Origin of the sequence: Lacrimispora sphenoides, assembly GCF_900105215.1 — a bacterium.
In the GTDB taxonomy this organism is placed as follows: Bacteria; Bacillota; Clostridia; order Lachnospirales; family Lachnospiraceae; genus Lacrimispora; species Lacrimispora sphenoides_A.
The window spans coordinates 1427612-1445752 of record NZ_FOIP01000001.1 but is presented as its reverse complement, the minus strand read 5'-3'; the positions used below and the strand labels follow the sequence as shown (position 1 = coordinate 1445752).

Sequence of the window (18141 nt, the reverse complement as noted above, 5' to 3'; positions counted from 1 at the left end):
TGTCTTGACAGGAAACATTTTGAAACTTAAAATAGTTACATTGCCCCAACACAAATAATCAGAAAGGAAGTTCAGTTTCCATTTGGCTCACTGAACGGTGTTACTCAAAGATGATACAGGATATTTTCCCTCATGTTTTCCATAACGAATTTCATATAAAAACACCTGGCATGGACAGCTATTTTCTTTATCTTCAGGATGGCCGTCTCCTCCTTGATCACAGGACTTCCAAAAGAATCCCTCAGTTTGAAGATTTAAAAAGCCAGAGCAAGGAAGCCATGTCCTGCTCTGACTATCTTTTTTCCATTGACCAGATGGATTTTTTTCTTATAGATGAAACCGCAGTCACACTGACAGAAACAGATTCTCTTTCCTTGTACGAAACAGGGATCATAAGGGATCTAAAGCCCATGTGGGTGTCCTTTGCAGCTATTTCCGCAGGACAGCTCCACCGGTTTTACGGCTCCAACCGGTTCTGCGGCTGCTGTGGCTCTCCGATGATGAAAAGCAAAAAAGAAAGGTCCATGGTCTGTTCCTCCTGCGGCAATACCGTTTACCCAAAGATTGCTCCAGCCGTCATTGTGGCTGTCACGTACAACGGAAAGCTTCTGCTGACTAAGTATGCCGGAAGGGAATATACCCGGTTTGCCCTGATCGCAGGTTATACGGAATTCGGAGAAACCCTGGAAGAAACGGTAAACCGGGAAGTGATGGAGGAAGTAGGGCTTCGGGTCAAAAATATCCGCTATTATAAAAACCAGCCATGGGGATTCAGCGATTCCATTTTAGTCGGATACTGGGCTGAGCTGGATGGTTCTCCACAGGTCCGCCTGGATGAAACTGAATTATCCACAGCCATCTGGATGGCTCCTGAGGATATCCCTGATGATTTCACCAATTTAAGCCTGACCCATGAAATGATCCTTCTCTTCAAAAATGGAAAGGTGTCATAGAATAAAAAAAGCAAAAGGCCGACCCGAATTTCGGGTACGGCCTTTTGCCACTTATTTAAACTTATTTACCATAGTAAGCTTTTAAATACATTTCTTTGATCTCACTCATAAGAGGATATCTCGGATTTGCACCTGTACACTGGTCATCAAATGCATTCTCAACCATTTCATCCAGAGTATTCAGGAAGTGTTTCTCATCGATTCCATATTCCTTAATGGTTGCCTTGATTCCCACTGCCTTCTTTAATTCTTCAATCTTAGCAATGAATTTCTTAAGCAGATCTGCATCATCCTTACCTTCGATACCACAGAAACGTGCACACTCTGCATATCTTGCAAGGGTATGAGGATACTCATACTGTGGGAAGGTTCCCATTTTCGTCGGAACTTCACAAGCATTGAAATCCATAACCAAGGTGATCAGCAAGGCATTTGCCACACCGTGTGGAAGGTGATGATAAGCACCTAATTTATGAGCCATGGAATGGCATACACCTAAGAATGCATTATTAAATGCCATACCGGCCATGCAGGAAGCATCTGCCATCTTACATCTTGCCTCTACGTTAGTTCCGTCGTTGTATGCGATAGGCAGATAGTTAAATACATTTTTCATTGACTTAAGTGCAAGACCATCGGTATAATCAGAAGCCATTATGGAAGCATAAGCCTCCAATGCATGAGTCATAACGTCAATACCAGAAGCACTTGTAAGGCCCTTAGGCTGACTCATCATGTTGTCTGCATCAACGATAGCCATATTCGGCATTAATTCATAGTCTGCAAGCGGATATTTCACCCCTGTTTCCTGATCCGTGATAACCGCGAAAGAGGTTACCTCAGAACCAGTACCGGAAGAAGTTGGGATCGCTACAAAGTAAGCCTTTTCACCCATTTTAGGGAATGTGTAGACTCTCTTGCGGATATCCATAAAGCGCATGGCCATATCCTGGAAATCTACCTCAGGATGCTCATACATTACCCACATGATCTTGGCTGCGTCCATGGCGGAACCACCACCTAAGGCGATAATGGTATCTGGCTGGAATGCCTTCATAGCTGCTGCTCCTGCCTGGGCATTTGCAAGGGTCGGGTCTGGCTGGACATCGGAGAATACGGAGTAAACAATGCCCATTTCATCTAATTTATCTGTAATCGGTTTGGTATAACCGTTCATGTAAAGGAAGGAGTCTGTTACTATAAATGCTCTCTTTTTGTTATATACATCCTTTAATTCGCTAAGTGCGACAGGCATACAACCCTTTTTAAAGTAAACCTTTTCCGGATTTCTGAACCACAGCATGTTCTCTCTCCTCTCAGCAACGGTCTTAATATTCAGCAAATGCTTAACCCCAACGTTTTCAGAAACAGAGTTTCCGCCCCAGGAACCACAGCCCAGAGTCAGGGATGGCTGAAGCTTGAAGTTGTAAATATCGCCGATTCCGCCGTGAGAAGATGGAGTATTCACCAGGATACGGCAGGTCTTCATAGCCGCTGCATGCTTTTCCATTTTCTCTTTTTCATTTACATTTATATAGAGAGAAGAGGTATGTCCGTAACCGCCGTCAGCAACCAGCTGTTCTGCCTTCTCAATGGCTTCATCAAAGGTCTTAGCCTTATACATAGCCAGAACCGGTGACAGCTTCTCATGTGCGAATTCTTCTTCAATATTAACGCTTTCAACTTCACCGATCAGGATCTTTGCGGATTCAGGAACTTCCACGCCTGCAAGCTTTGCAATGGTGTGGGCTTTCTGGCCTACGATCTTTGCATTTAAGGCTCCGTTGATAATAATGGTCTTACGAACCTTATTCAGTTCGTCTTCCTTCAGGAAATAGCATCCTCTTGCAGCAAACTCTTTTTTAACCGCATCATAAATAGGTTCAAGTACTGTTACAGACTGCTCAGAAGCACAGATCATACCATTATCAAAGGTCTTGGAATGAATGATGGAGCTGACTGCCATCTTAATATCCGCCGTATCATCAATGATTACAGGGGTATTGCCTGCACCAACGCCAAGGGCTGGTTTTCCGGAAGAATATGCAGCCTTCACCATTCCTGGGCCGCCGGTTGCCAGAATGATATCTGCGCTTCTCATGACCTCATTGGTCAGTTCCAGAGAAGGAACGTCGATCCATCCGATGATCCCTTCCGGTGCGCCGGCTTTGACAGCGGCATCAAGAACCACCTTTGCAGCCGCAATGGTAGAATTCTTTGCACGGGGATGAGGGGAAATCATGATAGCATTTCTGGTCTTTAAGCTGATCAGTGTCTTAAAGATAGCAGTTGAAGTTGGGTTTGTGGTAGGGATAACTGCCGCAATCAGACCAATAGGCTCTGCAATTTTCTTAATGCCAAATGCCTTATCTTCTTCGATCACACCGCAGGTCTTGGTGTCCTTATAAGTGTTATAAATATATTCTGCAGCATAGTTGTTCTTAATGACCTTATCTTCCACAACACCCATGCCGGTTTCTTCTACAGCCATTTTTGCCAGAGGAATTCTTAACTTATTGGCAGCACTTGCTGCTTCATAAAAGATCTTATCCACCTGTTCCTGGGTGAAGGAAGCAAATACTCTCTGAGCCTCTCTCATGGCTTCCATCTTTGCAATCAGGGCATCTACACTATCAATGATATCAGGAATTCTTACCTGTTCTTCTTTCTTTGCCATCATGATTTTCCTCCAATTTTTAAATAGGTTAAATAGTTATATAGATATTTTTATATCGATATTTTTTTAACGATCTACCGTAACTTCATTATATGTCATTGTTATTTTTTTGTCAATGTTATATTTTACAAAAAAATACAAGGTTCAAGCTATTTTTTATTCAAATCTTATATTTTGACTTTAACATGATAACTCTTCTGAGCGCTCTGCTCTTTTTCTTATAAAACATACTGTCATAAGCAAAAAACACTCCTGATAATCAGATGAACGGTTAAAAAGCAGTCCTTTTATCTCCCCTTACGCTGCAAGCTCAGATAATTTATATTGTGAAAACAAAAAAGAATTTGCAATCGGATGGACGGCAGTAAAATACTGCCTTTTATCAGAAATCTGAAAAGTGATTTCTGATAAGTTATATTCTGAGCATCTATTTCCCGGTTTATTCTAAGAAAAAAGAACGAAATACGGACTTTGGACGGATTTAAAAACTTGGCAATGCGCATCATGTATGATATAGTAAGCCTTGAACCGCAAGGTTTTCTGCGGGGAAATATAATTATGTTACCTTAAATACATTTTTCATAGGTACGGTTATATTTTTTATATATAAGAATATGAGGATTTAAAAATTATGAAAATTACAATTGGAATTGATCTTGGAGGAAGTACCACTAAAATTGTAGGATTTCAAGATAATAAATTAAAAATTCCTACTTTTGTTAAAGCTGATAACCCAATTGCATCTCTGTTTGGAGCTCTTGGAAAATTCATCTATGAAAACAACATCCAGTTGAATGAAATTGAAAAGATTATGATCACAGGGGTTGGCAGCGCATACGTAGACCAGCCTTTATATGGAATTCCTACTTATAAGGTAGACGAGTTCACCTGCAATGGTCTTGGAGGACAATACTTTACAGGGTTAAATGACTTAATCGTCGTGAGCATGGGAACAGGAACCTCTCTTGTCCAGGTAAACGGAGATAAGATTGTCCATACCGGAGGAATCGGCATTGGAGGCGGAACCATCCTCGGCCTTTCAAGCCTCCTTTTAAAAACCCAGGATATCTCCCAGATCATGGAGCTTGCAAGCAGGGGAAATATAAGCAACATTGACTTGCAGATACAGGATATCTCAAAAAAGCCCCTTCCGGGCCTTCCTCTTTCTGCCACAGCCTCTAACTTCGGCAAGGTACGCAATCTTGTTTCCGACGAGGATATCGCTGCAGGAATCATTAATATGGTGCTTCAGGTGATTGGTAAATCTGCTATTTTATCTTCCTTAAACAGCAACATCAACAATTTTGTCATGACCGGGAATCTTGCAAAATTCCCTCAGTGCAAAGGCGTCTTTCAATCTCTTGAAACGATGTTCCAGGTTCATTTTATTATACCGGATCAGGCAGAATACGGTACTGCAATAGGAGCAGCCCTTACAGAGGAACGCCATATGGAAATGAGGCAGATTTTACATCCTTCCGATAATAAGCCTTTATAGAATTATTGTAAACCAAAGATTTTTCATTATAAAAAACCAGGTACAGCTTTTGCCGTACCTGGTTTTTTATGAATGATATCCCAATGCCTGCTCCAAAGCATCCTTTTCTTCGCTTCCAAGCAAAACATCTGTTTCTCCTCTTTCCACTTCCTTGATGTAAACATAGCACCCTTCCCGGCTATGAACAGAATTCAAAACAAAACCGGAATTTGTATAATCGAGGATTGCCATTGCAAAACTTAAGTTTCCGCCCATCCCTTTAAACGCATTGTATTTTACAAGCCCGAATTTCTGGAGAGCACTTCTGTAATTCTTATTGGTATTTCGAAGAGAATCTTTATTGGACCGGTCTTCTGCTTTTAATTCCGCAATATCTTCCATCTGCTCCATAATAATCTCTTCCAGAGTTTCTGCATCCTTCCCCCTCATAAAATAGTCGTATCTGCGATACAGCTTTCTCATCTGAACCAGACATATGATTACAACGATCAGTAATATCATGGTAATTACAGCTAATCCAATGATTAAAAAAGCAGGGTCAACCGGCAACTGATTCAATATACTGTTGTCCATTCTTTCGTCCTCGCTTCCATGATGTTATCTTATGGATTCTATCAACTCTACTATTCTTTCCAATTCTGCCTCAGAATAGTACTCTATTTCCACTCTTCCTTTATTACTGTCTTTCCGGTTGATGCTTACCTTGGTTCCCATAGCAGTTTTCATCCGGTCTTCCAGTTCTCTGAAAATCAGGAAAATGCTCTCATCTTCTTCCTTTTTTTCTTTTGGTTCTTTTTTCTTTGATAAGGATTTTACAAGTTTTTCCACCTCACGGACGCTGAGATTTTCAGCAACGATCCTTCCCGCAATCTGAAATTGCAATTCCGGATCATCAACAGCCAAAAGCGCCCTGGCATGTCCTCCCGTGATCTGATTTTGAATAAGCATATCCTGGACTTTTTTCTCCAGCTTTAATAAACGCATGCTGTTGGTTATTGTTACTCTGTTTTTAGCCACCCGCGCTGCGATCTCTTCCTGCTTTAATCCAAATTCCTGCATTAACTTTTGATAAGCCTTAGCTTCTTCAATAGGATTTAAATCTTCTCTCTGAACATTTTCAATCAACGCAATTTCCATTGATTGCTGCTTCGTATATTCCCGGATTACCACAGGTACTTCTTTCAAACCTGCCAGTTTTGCTGCCCTCCATCTGCGTTCACCGGCGATGATTTCATAGAAATCCCCTTTTTTCTGTACTAAAAGCGGCTGTAATACACCATATTCTTTCATGGATTCCGCCAATTCCATGAGGGATTCCTCCCGAAACTCCATTCTAGGCTGATTATGGTTTGGTTCAATGGAGGATAATTTGAGGAACATCTCTTTTCCGACTTCTGGTTCCTCTTTATTTTTTTCTGCTTTTGCGTTTGTCTGCTCCGGTTTTGGATGGTTTTTCTTTTCCTGTTCCTCTGCCGCAGATTCCATTACTTCATCTCCGAAAATTGCTCCAAGACCTTTTCCTAACCCCGTTCTCTTTGCCATAATTATATCTCTTCTCCTCTGCTTATTACTTCTGCCGCCAGCAACCGGTAGCTCTCCGCTCCCGCTGATCTGGAATCATATAAATTAATTGGCATTCCATGGCTGGGAGCCTCTGCCAGTCTGACATTTCTGGGTATAATGGTTTTATAGATATTCTGGTTTAAATTATTTTTAACGCTCTCAACAACCTCCAGAGATAGATTTGTCCTAGCATCATACATGGTAAAAACCACACCTTCCATCTCAAGAGCAGGATTCAGTTTCTTTTTTACTAGATTAACGGTTTTCAGCACCTGGCTCAAGCCCTCTAATGCGTAATATTCACATTGAATTGGTACCAATACGGTGTTTGCAGCTGTTAAGGCATTAATTGTCAATAGATTCAATGACGGAGGACAATCTATGATAATAAAATCATAGTGATTCTTGATTTTTTCAAGATATGTTTTGAGGAGTGTTTCCTTGTTCTCAATTTCCAATAGTTCGATCTCTGCTCCTGCTAAATCCACATTAGAAGGAAGCAAATCCAGGTTTTCCTGAACATTGGTGATCAAACACTCTTCAATTTCACACTCTCCTACCAGCAGATCGTATACCGTTCGCTCAATGGAACTTTTTTCGATTCCCAGTCCGCTGGTCTCGTTTCCCTGTGGATCAAAATCCACAGCCAATACCCGCTGTCTTGATTCCGCCAGACAAGCAGATAAATTGATCGCGGTAGTCGTTTTGCCAACTCCGCCCTTCTGGTTTGCTATCGCAATGATTCTTCCCATTTTTAATTTTGCCTCCTAATGAACCGATCGGATATGTCTGTTTATCCATTTGACACCCAAAAAAAAGGTGCACAGTGCCCGGTATAGCAGGGCACATTATTCATAAATGAAAGGTTGAAAGATGTTCTTTTTTCAACCTTTTCCTGTTACAACATTTGGAAATTGCAGTTCAATGTAGAGTATAGCATACTTTATTTTTTTTTCCTATGGTTTCCTGTAAAAAAAATCTATAATTTATAAAAAATGTTTCACGTGAAACATTTTACCAGGTTAATATCATATATTTGCTAGGTTTTTCCAAGTTTTAAGAATAAATTAATATGTTAGACGTTGTAAGTCCATATTGATTATATTATAATAAGAAAAGATTAACCTATTTCAGGAGGTAAAGTATGAAAACAAAGAACAAACTATTGACCCTGCTCATTCTATCAGCCAGTACAGCTGTCACCACTGCTGTCATTAATAAATGTATTAAATATTCCGCCACCTCCAAAAACATATTATCTGATTCAAAATCCCTTTGTTATAAATGGCGCTTTGGCAACATTCACTATACAAAAACCGGAACAGGAAAGCCGCTCTTACTCATTCATGATTTAACGGCTTGTTCCAGCGGATACGAATGGAATCAGATGGTAAATCATTTAAAGGAAGAGTATACAGTATATACCTTAGACCTTCTGGGATGTGGACGCTCTGAAAAACCGGATCTGACTTATACCAATTATCTTTATGTTCAGTTGATCTCGGACTTTATCAAATCAGAAATTGGACATCGTACCAATGTCATAGCATCAGGCTCCTCTTCGCCGCTTGCTGTTATGGCCTGTAATCAGTCCCCGGAATTATTTAATCAGATCATGCTGATTAATCCAGATTCCATACTGACATGCAGCCAGATTCCAAACAAGCATGGAAGAGTTTATAAATTTATTTTGGACTTGCCTATATTGGGGACACTGCTCTATCACATTGCTACCAGTAAGCAGGCAATTATGGAGGAATTTTCCAATAATTTTTGCAATCCTTATTCGGTTAATACCTCACTGGTTGATGCTTATTATGAATCAGCTCATCTGGGTGATTCTCCCAAATCCTTATATGCCAGTGTAAGATGTAATTATACCAAGTGCAATATTGTAAATGCCTTAAAGAAAATCAATAATAGCATCTATATCATAGGGGGATGTGAAATGGAAAATATTAACGAGATGATTCGGGAATATCAGATATATAATCCGGCAATTGAAAGTTCACTGGTTAGTAACTCCAAGTACCTTCCTCAATTAGAAAATCCTTCTGAACTGTATCGTGCCATTCAAATGTTCTTTGTTTAATTATTAGAATAAAAAGAATAATGTTTCACGTGAAACATCCACTGCACCAATGCAGAATTAATAACTCATGGATGTTTCACGTGAAACATTTTATTTTAACGGTTCCTTTGAAGGTAAACCCGCTTTTCTTGGATACTTTTTAGAGGTGCCATTATTCTTGGCTATCTTAACCAATGATCGCTCAGCATCTGTTCCAGGCAATAAAAAGGTCTTTACTTCTTTTACACTTCCGCCTAATAAAAATATGGCATGTTTTGCCGCTCCCAACTCTTCTTCAATCTTTCCGGACTTATATGGAATAAAATAACCTCCAACTTTTGCAAAAGGCATGCAGTACTCAGATAATGTGCTAAGATTAGCAACTGCTCTGGAAACACAAAGATCATACTGCTCCCTATGAAGAGGATCTCTTCCCAGGTCTTCCGCTCTCCCATGGATGGCTCCTATTTTATCAAGCCCTAAACGGCTGATCACTTCATTTAAATAATTTATCCTTTTATTCAAGGAATCCATTAATGTTATCCTTAATTCAGGAAATGCGATCTTTAAGGGTATTCCCGGAAATCCCGCTCCCGTTCCCACATCAATGATCCTATAATCCTTTGCTCCAATCTCCTCGACTGCTTTTATCAGGGATAAACTGTCCACAAAGTGCTTTGTAATCACTTCATCCATTTCTGTAATTGCAGTTAAATTCATGAATTTATTCCATTCTACTAATAATTGAAAATAATCATAAAATTGATTTATTTGATTTTCATTTAATTCAATAGATAATAAATTCAATTCTTTCCGGAGACTCTCTTCAAATGCTCCTGTCATATATAATTCCTCATTCTTTCTTTTCCAGGCTCTTCTGATAACGAAGCTGTTCCAGAAAGACAAGCAAAACAGATATATCTGCCGGAGACACGCCGGATATTCTGGATGCCTGTCCAATGGACATTGGCTTATATAGATTTAGTTTCTGGATGGCCTCTCTTCGAAGACCCTTAACCGTAGAATAATCAAATTCCACATCCAGCTTTTTATTCTCCAGCTTTTTATATTGAATTACCTGCTGTCTCTGTCTGCGGATATATCCATCGTATTTAATATTTATATTGACCTGTTCAATCACATCTTCTGAAAGAGCAGTCCTGTTCTTATCTATTTTAGTTAACATAACATAATCAAGCTCAGGTCTTCTCACCAACTCAGCCAGGGTTGTGCCGGTTTTTAAAGGAGTACTTCCGTTTTCTTCCAGAAATTCCTGCACTTCTTTGGATGCTCCTATATTAGTGGTCTCCAAACGCTTGATCTCTTCCTCAATCAGCCGTTCCTTTAAAAGCAGCCTCTCATACTGTTCATCACTGATTAACCCTATATCATGACCGATTCCCATTAGACGGATATCCGCATTGTCCTGACGCAGCAACAGCCTGTATTCCGCCCTTGATGTCATCATACGGTACGGCTCATGATTTTCTTTTGTAACAAGATCGTCGATTAAAACGCCGATATAAGCCTGGGAACGATCCAGCACGATCTGCTCTCTCCCCAGTATTTTCATAGCTGCATTTACACCGGCCATAAATCCCTGGACTGCCGCTTCCTCATATCCGGAGCTTCCGTTAAACTGTCCGCCGCAATACAATCCGTTGATTGGCAAAGTTTCCAAGGTTGATTTAAGCTGTATGGAATTGATGCAGTCATATTCGATGGCATAGGCATTTCTGACGATTTTCACCTTCTCTAACCCAGGAACTGTCCGGTACATGGCATACTGAACATCCTCAGGCAGAGAACTCGACATGCCGCCTAAGTACATTTCATTGGTATAAAGGCCCTCCGGCTCTACAAAGACCTGATGGCGGTCCTTATCCGGAAATTTTACAACCTTATCCTCAATGGATGGGCAATACCTTGGCCCAGTGCCTTCAATGGCTCCTGAATATAAGGGAGAACGGTCTAAATTTTCCCGAATGATCTCATGGGTCTTTTCATTGGTATAAGTAAGCCAACAGGATATCTGTTCCTTCTGTAACGTTTCCCTATCGGTAGAAAAGGAAAAGGGCACCACTTTCTCATCTCCCAGCTGCTCTTCCATCCTGGAAAAATCAATGCTTTTCTTGTCCACTCTGGCAGGAGTACCCGTCTTAAAACGCAGCATCTCGATTCCATGCTCCTTTAGGGAATCCGTCAGATGATTGGCTGCCTTAAGGCCGTTAGGACCTGTATACTCGCTTACATCGCCATAGATGCACCTTGCCTTTAAATAGGTTCCCGTAGCAAGTATGGCCGCCTTACAGCGGTATACTGCCCCGGAAAAGGTCTTGACTCCTGTTAGGGTTCCATCCTCTACAATTATTTCAGAAACCTCCGCCTGCCTTATGGTCAAATGATCCGTATTCTCCAAGGTCATTCTCATGGATCTGGAATACTCCTGTTTGTCTGCCTGGGCCCTTAAGGAATGGACTGCCGGTCCTTTTGACTGGTTTAACATTTTGGATTGTATAAACGTTTTATCAATATTTTTACCCATTTCACCGCCTAAGGCATCAAGCTCCCTTACCAGATGGCCTTTGGAGCTTCCGCCGATATTAGGGTTACAGGGCATCAGCGCAATGCTGTCTACGCTGACTGTAAACATAATTGTCTCTAGACCCAGTCTTGCACAGGCAAGGGCCGCCTCACAGCCGGCATGTCCTGCACCGACTATGACGACATCATAAGACTCTTCTAAATGCTGCATTTCATTCTCCTTTCGTATCTATTACCACACCTTCTGTATTTAATGGAATACTTACAGGGCCCGCTACAGGAACGTAACAGACATTCCCTGCAAATCTTTTTACTTACCCATACAGAACTTACGGAATATCTCCTGAACCAGATCATCCCCCACCGACTCTCCCAGGATGGTTCCCAACTGTTCATAAGCATCCATTAAATCAATGGAATAAAAGTCCTCCGGCATTTCCTCTTTGACACTCCGTTCCACCATAGAAAGACTCTTAAGCGACTCCAAAAGTGCATTCTTATGCCTTACATTCGTAATATAAACCTGATCATTAAAATCAATCTCACCCTGATAGAACATTGCCTTTATCTCATCTTCCAGATTCCCGATCCCAAGACGTTCCTTTGCGGAAATGGGAATTACCCGATGACCGGTTCTCTTTATAAGCATATCCTCTGTAACAACAGGAATGAGATCCGTCTTATTTAAAAGAACTACTGCCTTCCTGTCTTCTATGAACTCTAAAATCTCTTCATCATTTTCATCAAGAGGACAGGACCCATCCACCACATAAATGATCAGATCTGCTTCCTGGGCCGCACTTCTTGCCTTCTCAACACCAATCTTTTCAACCACATCCTCCGTATTCCGGATTCCTGCCGTATCAATAATATTAAGGCTTAAGTCCTCCAGCCTGATCTGCTCCTTTAAGGTATCTCTGGTAGTTCCTGCAATATCCGTAACAATTGCCCGCTCTTCTCCCACCAAAACATTTAAAAGAGAAGATTTTCCTGCATTGGGCTTTCCTAAAATTACTGTCTCAATACCTTCTGACAGAACCCTTCCATTATCGGAGGACTTAATAAGAAGATTCAGTTCCTCTTTTAATGGCATAATTGCCTGCAAAAGACGTTCCTGGTACCCATCCAGAGAAATGTGCTCCGGATCATCAAGAGCTGATTCAATAAAAGCGATATGATAAATAATTTTATCTCTCATATCCTTTATTTTCTTAGAAACAGATCCCTCTAACTGACTGACAGAAGACTTTAAAGCATAATTGTTTTTCGCATTGATCACATCAATAACAGCCTCTGCCTGAGATAGATCCACTCTGCCATTTAAAAATGCCCTCTTGGTAAATTCCCCCGGCTCCGCAGGTATGGCACCGTACTTTAACACGGTTTCTAAAATTCTCTTTGTTACAAGAACTCCTCCATGGCAGTCAATCTCAACCGTATCCTCTGCCGTAAAGCTTCTTGGCCCCCTCATAATCAGAACCAGAACTTCATCGATAACCTCATCCCCATCAAAGATATAACCGTAGTGAATGGTATGTGACGGCTCCTCTGAAAGCTTTTTCCCGCTTTTTCCTTTTCCCTTAAAAATCCTATCTATAATCTGAAATGACTCTTCGCCGCTGATCCTGATAATCCCGATACCGGAACTGGACATGGCCGTGGCGATAGCCGCTATTGTATTCATTTTCATATTCAATCACCTAAATAACTTCCTGCGTGAGAAAAGGGGTGAGGGTGCCTTCCGACAGCCCCAACCCCTCATAGTTATTTATCTATCTCTCTTTTTCCTGATTCCGTTCTCTTTTGGAATAATCCTTCTTTAAGGAAATAACAACATGTCTGAATGGATCCTCTCCCTCACTTCTGGTAACAACAAACTTGTCATTTTGAAGTGCGGAATGGATAATCCTTCTTTCATAAGGATTCATCGGTTCTAAAGAAACTGAACGTCTTGTCCGCTTCACTTTGTAAGCGATATTTTTTGCAAGAGTCTCCAGAGTTTCCTTTCTCCGCTCCCTGTAATTTTCCGTATCAAGTTTTACCCTGATGTAATCTTCGTTTTCCTTATTAATAACAAGGCTAACCAGATATTGCAGGGAATCAAGGGTCTGTCCTCTTTTGCCTATTAAAATTCCCATGTCATCTCCCGACATGTTAATGGAAAGTTCTTTTTCTTTTTCAAGATAAGAAGCTTCCATATGGACACCTAAATTCATAGCACCGAACATATCGGAAAGAAAGGTCATAGCCTTATCTTCCATGGTTTCTTTCTTTTTTGCACGGATGACAGCCGGCTTAAAACCGATAATTCCCAGAATACCATTACTGCCCTTATCAACAATCTCGTACTCCAGTTTATCACTGGTTGTTCCTAATTCGATTAATGCCTTTGTAATCGCTTCATCAACGGTTTTTGCTGAAACTGTAATCATATCCATAGGTCACCCTCCTATTTACTGTGCTTTTCGTTGTACTTCTCGACCATCCTCGCCTTTGATGCAATGCTGCCCGGATTTGAAGTTCCGCTGTTATAATAGTCGCTGGAAGCCTTAACCTGCTCCTTGGTCCTCTCGGCCTTAGCATTACTCTCAGCTTCCACTTTATCATTGGTAGCCTGGAGATTTTTTAAATTGGCGGTAGCATTCTGGGCAACGTGCTGAGGAGGAAGTCCCTTCTTTGCACGCTTTTTATTAGCCTTCTCAATATTCCTCTTTATCATCTCATCCATATCAATAGAGTTTAAATGGCGGTTTACCGCAACCTGCTGGATGATCTGGAACACGCTGGAAGCAATCCAGTAAATACCAATACCGGATGCAAAGGTGAAGCAGAAAAACACAGACATAAGCGGCATGACCGTATTCATGCTCTTCATGGACTGAGCCATGGCATTGCCCTCATCATTTCCATTTTGTGGCTGGTTTACTGTCATCAGCTTGGCACTGAACCACTGGCTGAGACCGGCTAAAATTGGAATGAGAATAGCAAGACTGAAATGGAAGCCGCCTCCTGGAGGAAACAGCACGCTGGATGGCGTAGATGAAAGATTGATTCCCAGGAAGGAATTCATATGGGAAATCTGGGCTGCATTGGCAGCAATGGTATCCTTAATGGTAGGAAATAATTCCTGCAAAGAATTCCATTGGCTGGGATTTAACTGATATAAGAAATCCACCATCCCATTGCTGGTTGTAAGGCTTCCAATTCTTGATACATTGATTTTATTGTCTGTAGCAAACTGTGTCAGCATCCCTACATGATCCACCCCAAGGGAATTTACAGCAGTCACTACATTTTCAAATACCGTTTTAACGCTCTGTACATAGGCAGGAATATGATAAATAACCTGATACAGGGCGAAAAGAATCGGCATCTGGATAACAAGCTGCACACAGCCACCTGTCATGGAAGTTCCATATTTTTCATAAACCGCCTGAACTTCCACGTTCTGCCTTCTCATGGATTCCTGGTCGGTCTTTCCTTTATACTTTGCCTGAACTGCCGAAATTTCCGGCTGCATAACACTCATAAGTTTTGAAGATTTCTGCTGCTTTAAGGTCAGCGGAAACATAAGAAGTTTTGTTACAAGCGTAAATAAAATAATACACAAACCAATATTCTGGATTCCAAACGTACTGGTCAGCTTAAACAGCCAATCCATGATAATACCCAGAACGGTCGCAAACGGCCCCAAGATGCCTCCTACCTTAGTCAATACTAAGAATTCCAATGAACTACCTCCTCATCTGTTACGGAACTGGATCATAACCGCCTTTTGCAAATGGATTACACCGAAGTATCCTTTTGCAAGCCAAAAATGTACCTTTTAACACACCATACTTTGTAAGCGCCTCAATGGCGTATTGAGAACACGTAGGCGTGTAAATGCAGTGAGTTCTTATTTTCAGAGGAGAAAGAAATTTCTGGTACCCTCTGATCAACAAAATCATGATTTTCTTAATCATAAGATCACTTCGATTCTTTTTTTAAAATGTTATGAAGTCCGCACAAGTGCAGATATGCACTTTCGATTGTTTTGTAATTTTCTTCCTTTGCCGCTGCTCTTACAACGACTACGATGTCTAATCCTGCCTCTACCATTTCCTCATGAAGCCTGAAACTCTCTCTGATTAATCTGGTTATACGATGCCTTACAACACTGTTTCCTACCTTCCTGCTTACGGATATGCCGATTCTGGTCTCAGGCCTGTCCGTTTTTCTAACATACATTACAAGAAGTCTGTTGGCTAGGGATCTTCCGGTTTGATAAACTTCTTGAAAATCCCGGCTTTTCTTAATTGAATTAAAATGTTTCATGAAACTTTTTCCTATCTCCTGTCCACGCTTTTTGGACAAAAAGGTATACCTGAAAGGTATTTTCCTGTTTCCCGGGAATTTGAGAAAAGAAAAGGCCACAATTACTTGCGGCCTGGTCCATTAAGCTGATAATTTTGCTCTTCCTTTTGCTCTTCTGGCTGCTAAAACTTTTCTTCCGCCTGGAGTGCTCATTCTGGCTCTGAAACCATGAACTTTGGATCTCTGTCTCTTCTTTGGCTGAAACGTCATCTTCATAATCTACGGACACCTCCTCTTGTTACAATAGTTTATCATAGGCAATATGATGAAACATATTGAGACTATCTTAATTAAACATCGTTTCAATTATATAGAACAAAAGATGGTTAGTCAAGGGAAAAATGTATTTTTTCTTTTAAAACCGACACTGCCCAGGCGTTTTTTTGCGACATTCCAGATACCGGATCTGATGCTTATCGGACACTCCTGCCCATATACCTGGAAAATCCGATAATGTCCGATTTCAATCTACTAATCAATCCTGTTATACCGTATAATAAAATTGGAATTTATTTCTATCAGATAAATGGATAGATATGGATAAAAATACTCTTTTGAAAGGATGGTTAGCCAATGAATCTTGAAAAAATCAATATCAGGGACCCCTTTATACTGATAGATGAGGGGAAATATTACATGTATGGGACAAGGGCTTTAACATGCTGGACATCTGCCACAGGATTTGACTGTTACATCAGCGAAGATTTAGAAAACTGGAATGGACCCTACGAAGTATTCCATAAGCCGGAAGACTTTTGGGCCGATTTAAATTGCTGGGCTCCTGAGGTCCATAAATACAATGGTTCCTATTATATGTTCGCAACCTTTAAAGACAGTCAATCCCATGGAGGAACTGCAATTTTGAAAGCAGATCATCCCTTAGGACCATTTATCCCACACAGTGAAAAACAAATCACACCAAAAGACTGGGAATGCATTGACGGAACGCTCTATGTAAACCCGGAAGGAAAACCCTTTATGGTTTTCGTCCATGAATGGGTCCAGATTTCGGATGGTTCCATCTGTGCCGTAGAACTAAGCCAGGATCTAAAGAAGGCAGTATCCAAGCCCATATTGCTTTTTCACGCTTCTGAAGCAAAGAGCTGGGTACTTCCTATAAAAAACAAAAAAAGACCAGGTATAAATTATGTAACAGATGGCCCGTACCTCTACCGTACCAGAAGCGGCTGCTTAATACTTCTCTGGTCCAGCTTTGGAAAGGAAGGATATACGGAGGCCCTCGCTTATTCCGACAATGGTGATATTACAGGAAAATGGACTCAGGATGACCGGCTCCTGTTTGAAAAAGACGGAGGTCACGGAATGATATTTAAGAACTTATCCGATGAACTTTATCTTACCCTGCATACCCCTAATGAACATTTAAAAGAGCATCCTGTTTTTTACAAACTGGAAGAAACAGGCGACACCCTTTGGGTTAAAGAAACGTAATACTCTTCAACATACCTTTACGCCCTAAAAAACAGAACAAGCTTTGTCTATAAACTTGGGCAGAAAAGAGGAACTATGAAAGAAGTGATTTTTGCTGGTAAATGTGATGGCATCGGAATCAGCCACGTATCCAGGGACTGTGACCTGGCTGAAACCATTGGATTTTATAAAAATGAATATCAGATTTATTATATCCTGGATGGAGAGCGCTTTTTTTATACAAACAATAAAAGCTACAAAATGTCAAAAGGCACCTTGTCTTTTATTGATAAAAAAAGAATTCCTTTTACCAATGTAATCGGCGGAAAATACCACGAGCGGATATTAATAGAAATTGAAGAAACATGGTTGATTTCTGCAGGAAACACTATGGAATTAGACTTAAGGGGATTTTTCTGCGATTTTCACGGCGTTCTCCAGATGAATTCCAGACAACAGGAGATAATCGAAAAAAAGCTCCGTAAGATGGAAAACATTTTGAAGGCAGAAAAACCTTATGCTTCAGCGGAAGTAAAAGAGCTGCTTTTTTCCATCATCATAATGATTTTAAACGGTGCAGGTACCAGGCAGGATGAATATCATACCCTGGGCGGCAAAATGATGCGGTATGTAAAGGTAAAGGAAATTATGTATTATATCATGGAGCATTATTCTGAGATCTATGGTCTGGAAGATCTGGCAGGCATATTTTATCTTGATAAAAGCTATTTAAGCCGTATTTTCAAAGAAGTCACCAATTTTACTGTAAATGAATTTATCAACCTTCAGAAAATCGATCATGCCAGAAACTTAATCTTAGACGATTCCCTGTCTATTGAGGATATATCTAAAAAATTAGGCTATGAAAGACTTTCTTACTTTGATCGCGTTTTTAAAAAATACGTAGGAATGTCCCCCCTTCAATACAGAAAATCCAGGAAAACCACATAAGTCCAGTCAATTTAGTGAAAATAAGGAGGATTTTTTGATGTATTGGCGTTTTGACCTCTAGATATTGAGATTTCTCCTTAAAAACAATAAAATATAT

At 40.6% G+C, this 18141-nt stretch carries 17 protein-coding genes; 5 read left to right on the top strand and 12 right to left on the bottom strand.

Translation table 11 applies throughout. The annotated features are described in order from the left end of the window. Positions 1-110 precede the first annotated feature (110 nt). The gene (gene nudC / locus BMW45_RS06680) at positions 111-953 is read left to right on the top strand and encodes an NAD(+) diphosphatase (protein WP_092241534.1); all 843 of its coding nucleotides are present in this window, start codon (positions 111-113) and stop codon (positions 951-953) included. A gap of 61 nt (positions 954-1014) precedes the next feature. On the opposite strand, the gene adhE is transcribed toward nudC, so the two are convergent. Then, positions 1015-3630: a bifunctional acetaldehyde-CoA/alcohol dehydrogenase gene (gene adhE / locus BMW45_RS06675; RefSeq protein ID WP_092246241.1), complete on the bottom strand. Its 2616-nt coding sequence runs from the start codon at positions 3628-3630 to the stop codon at positions 1015-1017. Positions 3631-4261: 631 nt separating this feature from the next. On the opposite strand from adhE, the gene coaW reads away from it, so the two are divergent. Continuing rightward, a complete protein-coding gene (gene coaW, locus BMW45_RS06670; protein ID WP_092241532.1) occupies positions 4262-5128 on the top strand; it encodes a type II pantothenate kinase in 867 nt (288 codons plus the stop codon). A gap of 66 nt (positions 5129-5194) precedes the next feature. On the opposite strand, the gene BMW45_RS06665 is transcribed toward coaW, so the two are convergent. From BMW45_RS06665 to BMW45_RS06655, 3 genes are read right to left on the bottom strand one after another with little or no spacing between them, the layout of a single operon-like run. Further along, complete coding sequence (locus BMW45_RS06665; protein WP_025230636.1) at positions 5195-5701, bottom strand: DUF4446 family protein; 507 nt, start codon at positions 5699-5701, stop codon at positions 5195-5197. 24 nt (positions 5702-5725) lie between these two features. After that, positions 5726-6670 (bottom strand): ParB/RepB/Spo0J family partition protein, encoded by a 945-nt coding sequence (locus tag BMW45_RS06660; RefSeq protein WP_092241530.1) that lies wholly within the window; start codon positions 6668-6670, stop codon positions 5726-5728. Between the two features lie 2 nt (positions 6671-6672). Then, a complete protein-coding gene (locus BMW45_RS06655; RefSeq protein WP_025230638.1) occupies positions 6673-7443 on the bottom strand; it encodes a ParA family protein in 771 nt (256 codons plus the stop codon). A 392-nt stretch (positions 7444-7835) separates the two neighbouring features. Here BMW45_RS06655 and BMW45_RS06650 point away from each other — a divergent pair, with 392 nt between their 5' ends. Beyond that, entirely contained in the window at positions 7836-8783 is a 948-nt protein-coding gene (locus BMW45_RS06650) for an alpha/beta fold hydrolase (RefSeq protein ID WP_092241528.1), read from the top strand. A gap of 90 nt (positions 8784-8873) precedes the next feature. Here the strand turns inward: BMW45_RS06650 and rsmG are convergent, their stop codons facing one another. The 8 genes from rsmG to rpmH all read right to left on the bottom strand — a co-directional run bounded on the left by rsmG (position 8874) and on the right by rpmH (position 15878). Continuing rightward, positions 8874-9605 (bottom strand): 16S rRNA (guanine(527)-N(7))-methyltransferase RsmG, encoded by a 732-nt coding sequence (rsmG, locus tag BMW45_RS06645; RefSeq protein ID WP_092241526.1) that lies wholly within the window; start codon positions 9603-9605, stop codon positions 8874-8876. Positions 9606-9615: 10 nt separating this feature from the next. Beyond that, positions 9616-11517, bottom strand: a complete 1902-nt coding sequence (mnmG, locus tag BMW45_RS06640; RefSeq protein WP_092241524.1) for a tRNA uridine-5-carboxymethylaminomethyl(34) synthesis enzyme MnmG — start codon at positions 11515-11517, stop codon at positions 9616-9618. A 99-nt stretch (positions 11518-11616) separates the two neighbouring features. Continuing rightward, positions 11617-12996 (bottom strand): tRNA uridine-5-carboxymethylaminomethyl(34) synthesis GTPase MnmE, encoded by a 1380-nt coding sequence (gene mnmE, locus BMW45_RS06635; RefSeq protein WP_092241522.1) that lies wholly within the window; start codon positions 12994-12996, stop codon positions 11617-11619. Between the two features lie 82 nt (positions 12997-13078). Beyond that, positions 13079-13744: an RNA-binding cell elongation regulator Jag/EloR gene (jag, locus tag BMW45_RS06630; protein WP_025230643.1), complete on the bottom strand. Its 666-nt coding sequence runs from the start codon at positions 13742-13744 to the stop codon at positions 13079-13081. Between the two features lie 11 nt (positions 13745-13755). After that, positions 13756-15036, bottom strand: coding sequence for a YidC/Oxa1 family membrane protein insertase (locus tag BMW45_RS06625; protein ID WP_025230644.1), 1281 nt, complete (start codon positions 15034-15036; stop codon positions 13756-13758). A gap of 19 nt (positions 15037-15055) precedes the next feature. Continuing rightward, positions 15056-15271, bottom strand: a complete 216-nt coding sequence (yidD, locus tag BMW45_RS06620; protein ID WP_092241520.1) for a membrane protein insertion efficiency factor YidD — start codon at positions 15269-15271, stop codon at positions 15056-15058. Between the two features lie 4 nt (positions 15272-15275). Next, positions 15276-15623, bottom strand: a complete 348-nt coding sequence (gene rnpA / locus BMW45_RS06615; protein ID WP_025230645.1) for a ribonuclease P protein component — start codon at positions 15621-15623, stop codon at positions 15276-15278. 120 nt (positions 15624-15743) lie between these two features. Then, a complete protein-coding gene (rpmH, locus tag BMW45_RS06610) occupies positions 15744-15878 on the bottom strand; it encodes a 50S ribosomal protein L34 (RefSeq protein WP_013274848.1) in 135 nt (44 codons plus the stop codon). A gap of 357 nt (positions 15879-16235) precedes the next feature. On the opposite strand from rpmH, the gene BMW45_RS06605 reads away from it, so the two are divergent. Beyond that, the gene (locus BMW45_RS06605) at positions 16236-17114 is read left to right on the top strand and encodes a glycoside hydrolase family 43 protein (protein WP_092241518.1); all 879 of its coding nucleotides are present in this window, start codon (positions 16236-16238) and stop codon (positions 17112-17114) included. 75 nt (positions 17115-17189) lie between these two features. Then, entirely contained in the window at positions 17190-18044 is an 855-nt protein-coding gene (locus BMW45_RS06600) for a helix-turn-helix domain-containing protein (protein ID WP_092241516.1), read from the top strand. Positions 18045-18141 lie beyond the last annotated feature (97 nt).

Coding starts and splice junctions, on each gene's coding strand:
- nudC (WP_092241534.1), top strand. CDS start 111: ATGATACAGGATATTTTCCCTCATGTTTTCCATAACGAATTTCATATA.
- adhE (WP_092246241.1), bottom strand. CDS start 3,630: ATGGCAAAGAAAGAAGAACAGGTAAGAATTCCTGATATCATTGATAGT.
- coaW (WP_092241532.1), top strand. CDS start 4,262: ATGAAAATTACAATTGGAATTGATCTTGGAGGAAGTACCACTAAAATT.
- BMW45_RS06665 (WP_025230636.1), bottom strand. CDS start 5,701: ATGGACAACAGTATATTGAATCAGTTGCCGGTTGACCCTGCTTTTTTA.
- BMW45_RS06660 (WP_092241530.1), bottom strand. CDS start 6,670: ATGGCAAAGAGAACGGGGTTAGGAAAAGGTCTTGGAGCAATTTTCGGA.
- BMW45_RS06655 (WP_025230638.1), bottom strand. CDS start 7,443: ATGGGAAGAATCATTGCGATAGCAAACCAGAAGGGCGGAGTTGGCAAA.
- BMW45_RS06650 (WP_092241528.1), top strand. CDS start 7,836: ATGAAAACAAAGAACAAACTATTGACCCTGCTCATTCTATCAGCCAGT.
- rsmG (WP_092241526.1), bottom strand. CDS start 9,605: ATGACAGGAGCATTTGAAGAGAGTCTCCGGAAAGAATTGAATTTATTA.
- mnmG (WP_092241524.1), bottom strand. CDS start 11,517: ATGCAGCATTTAGAAGAGTCTTATGATGTCGTCATAGTCGGTGCAGGA.
- mnmE (WP_092241522.1), bottom strand. CDS start 12,996: ATGAAAATGAATACAATAGCGGCTATCGCCACGGCCATGTCCAGTTCC.
- jag (WP_025230643.1), bottom strand. CDS start 13,744: ATGGATATGATTACAGTTTCAGCAAAAACCGTTGATGAAGCGATTACA.
- yidD (WP_092241520.1), bottom strand. CDS start 15,271: ATGATTAAGAAAATCATGATTTTGTTGATCAGAGGGTACCAGAAATTT.
- rnpA (WP_025230645.1), bottom strand. CDS start 15,623: ATGAAACATTTTAATTCAATTAAGAAAAGCCGGGATTTTCAAGAAGTT.
- rpmH (WP_013274848.1), bottom strand. CDS start 15,878: ATGAAGATGACGTTTCAGCCAAAGAAGAGACAGAGATCCAAAGTTCAT.
- BMW45_RS06605 (WP_092241518.1), top strand. CDS start 16,236: ATGAATCTTGAAAAAATCAATATCAGGGACCCCTTTATACTGATAGAT.
- BMW45_RS06600 (WP_092241516.1), top strand. CDS start 17,190: ATGAAAGAAGTGATTTTTGCTGGTAAATGTGATGGCATCGGAATCAGC.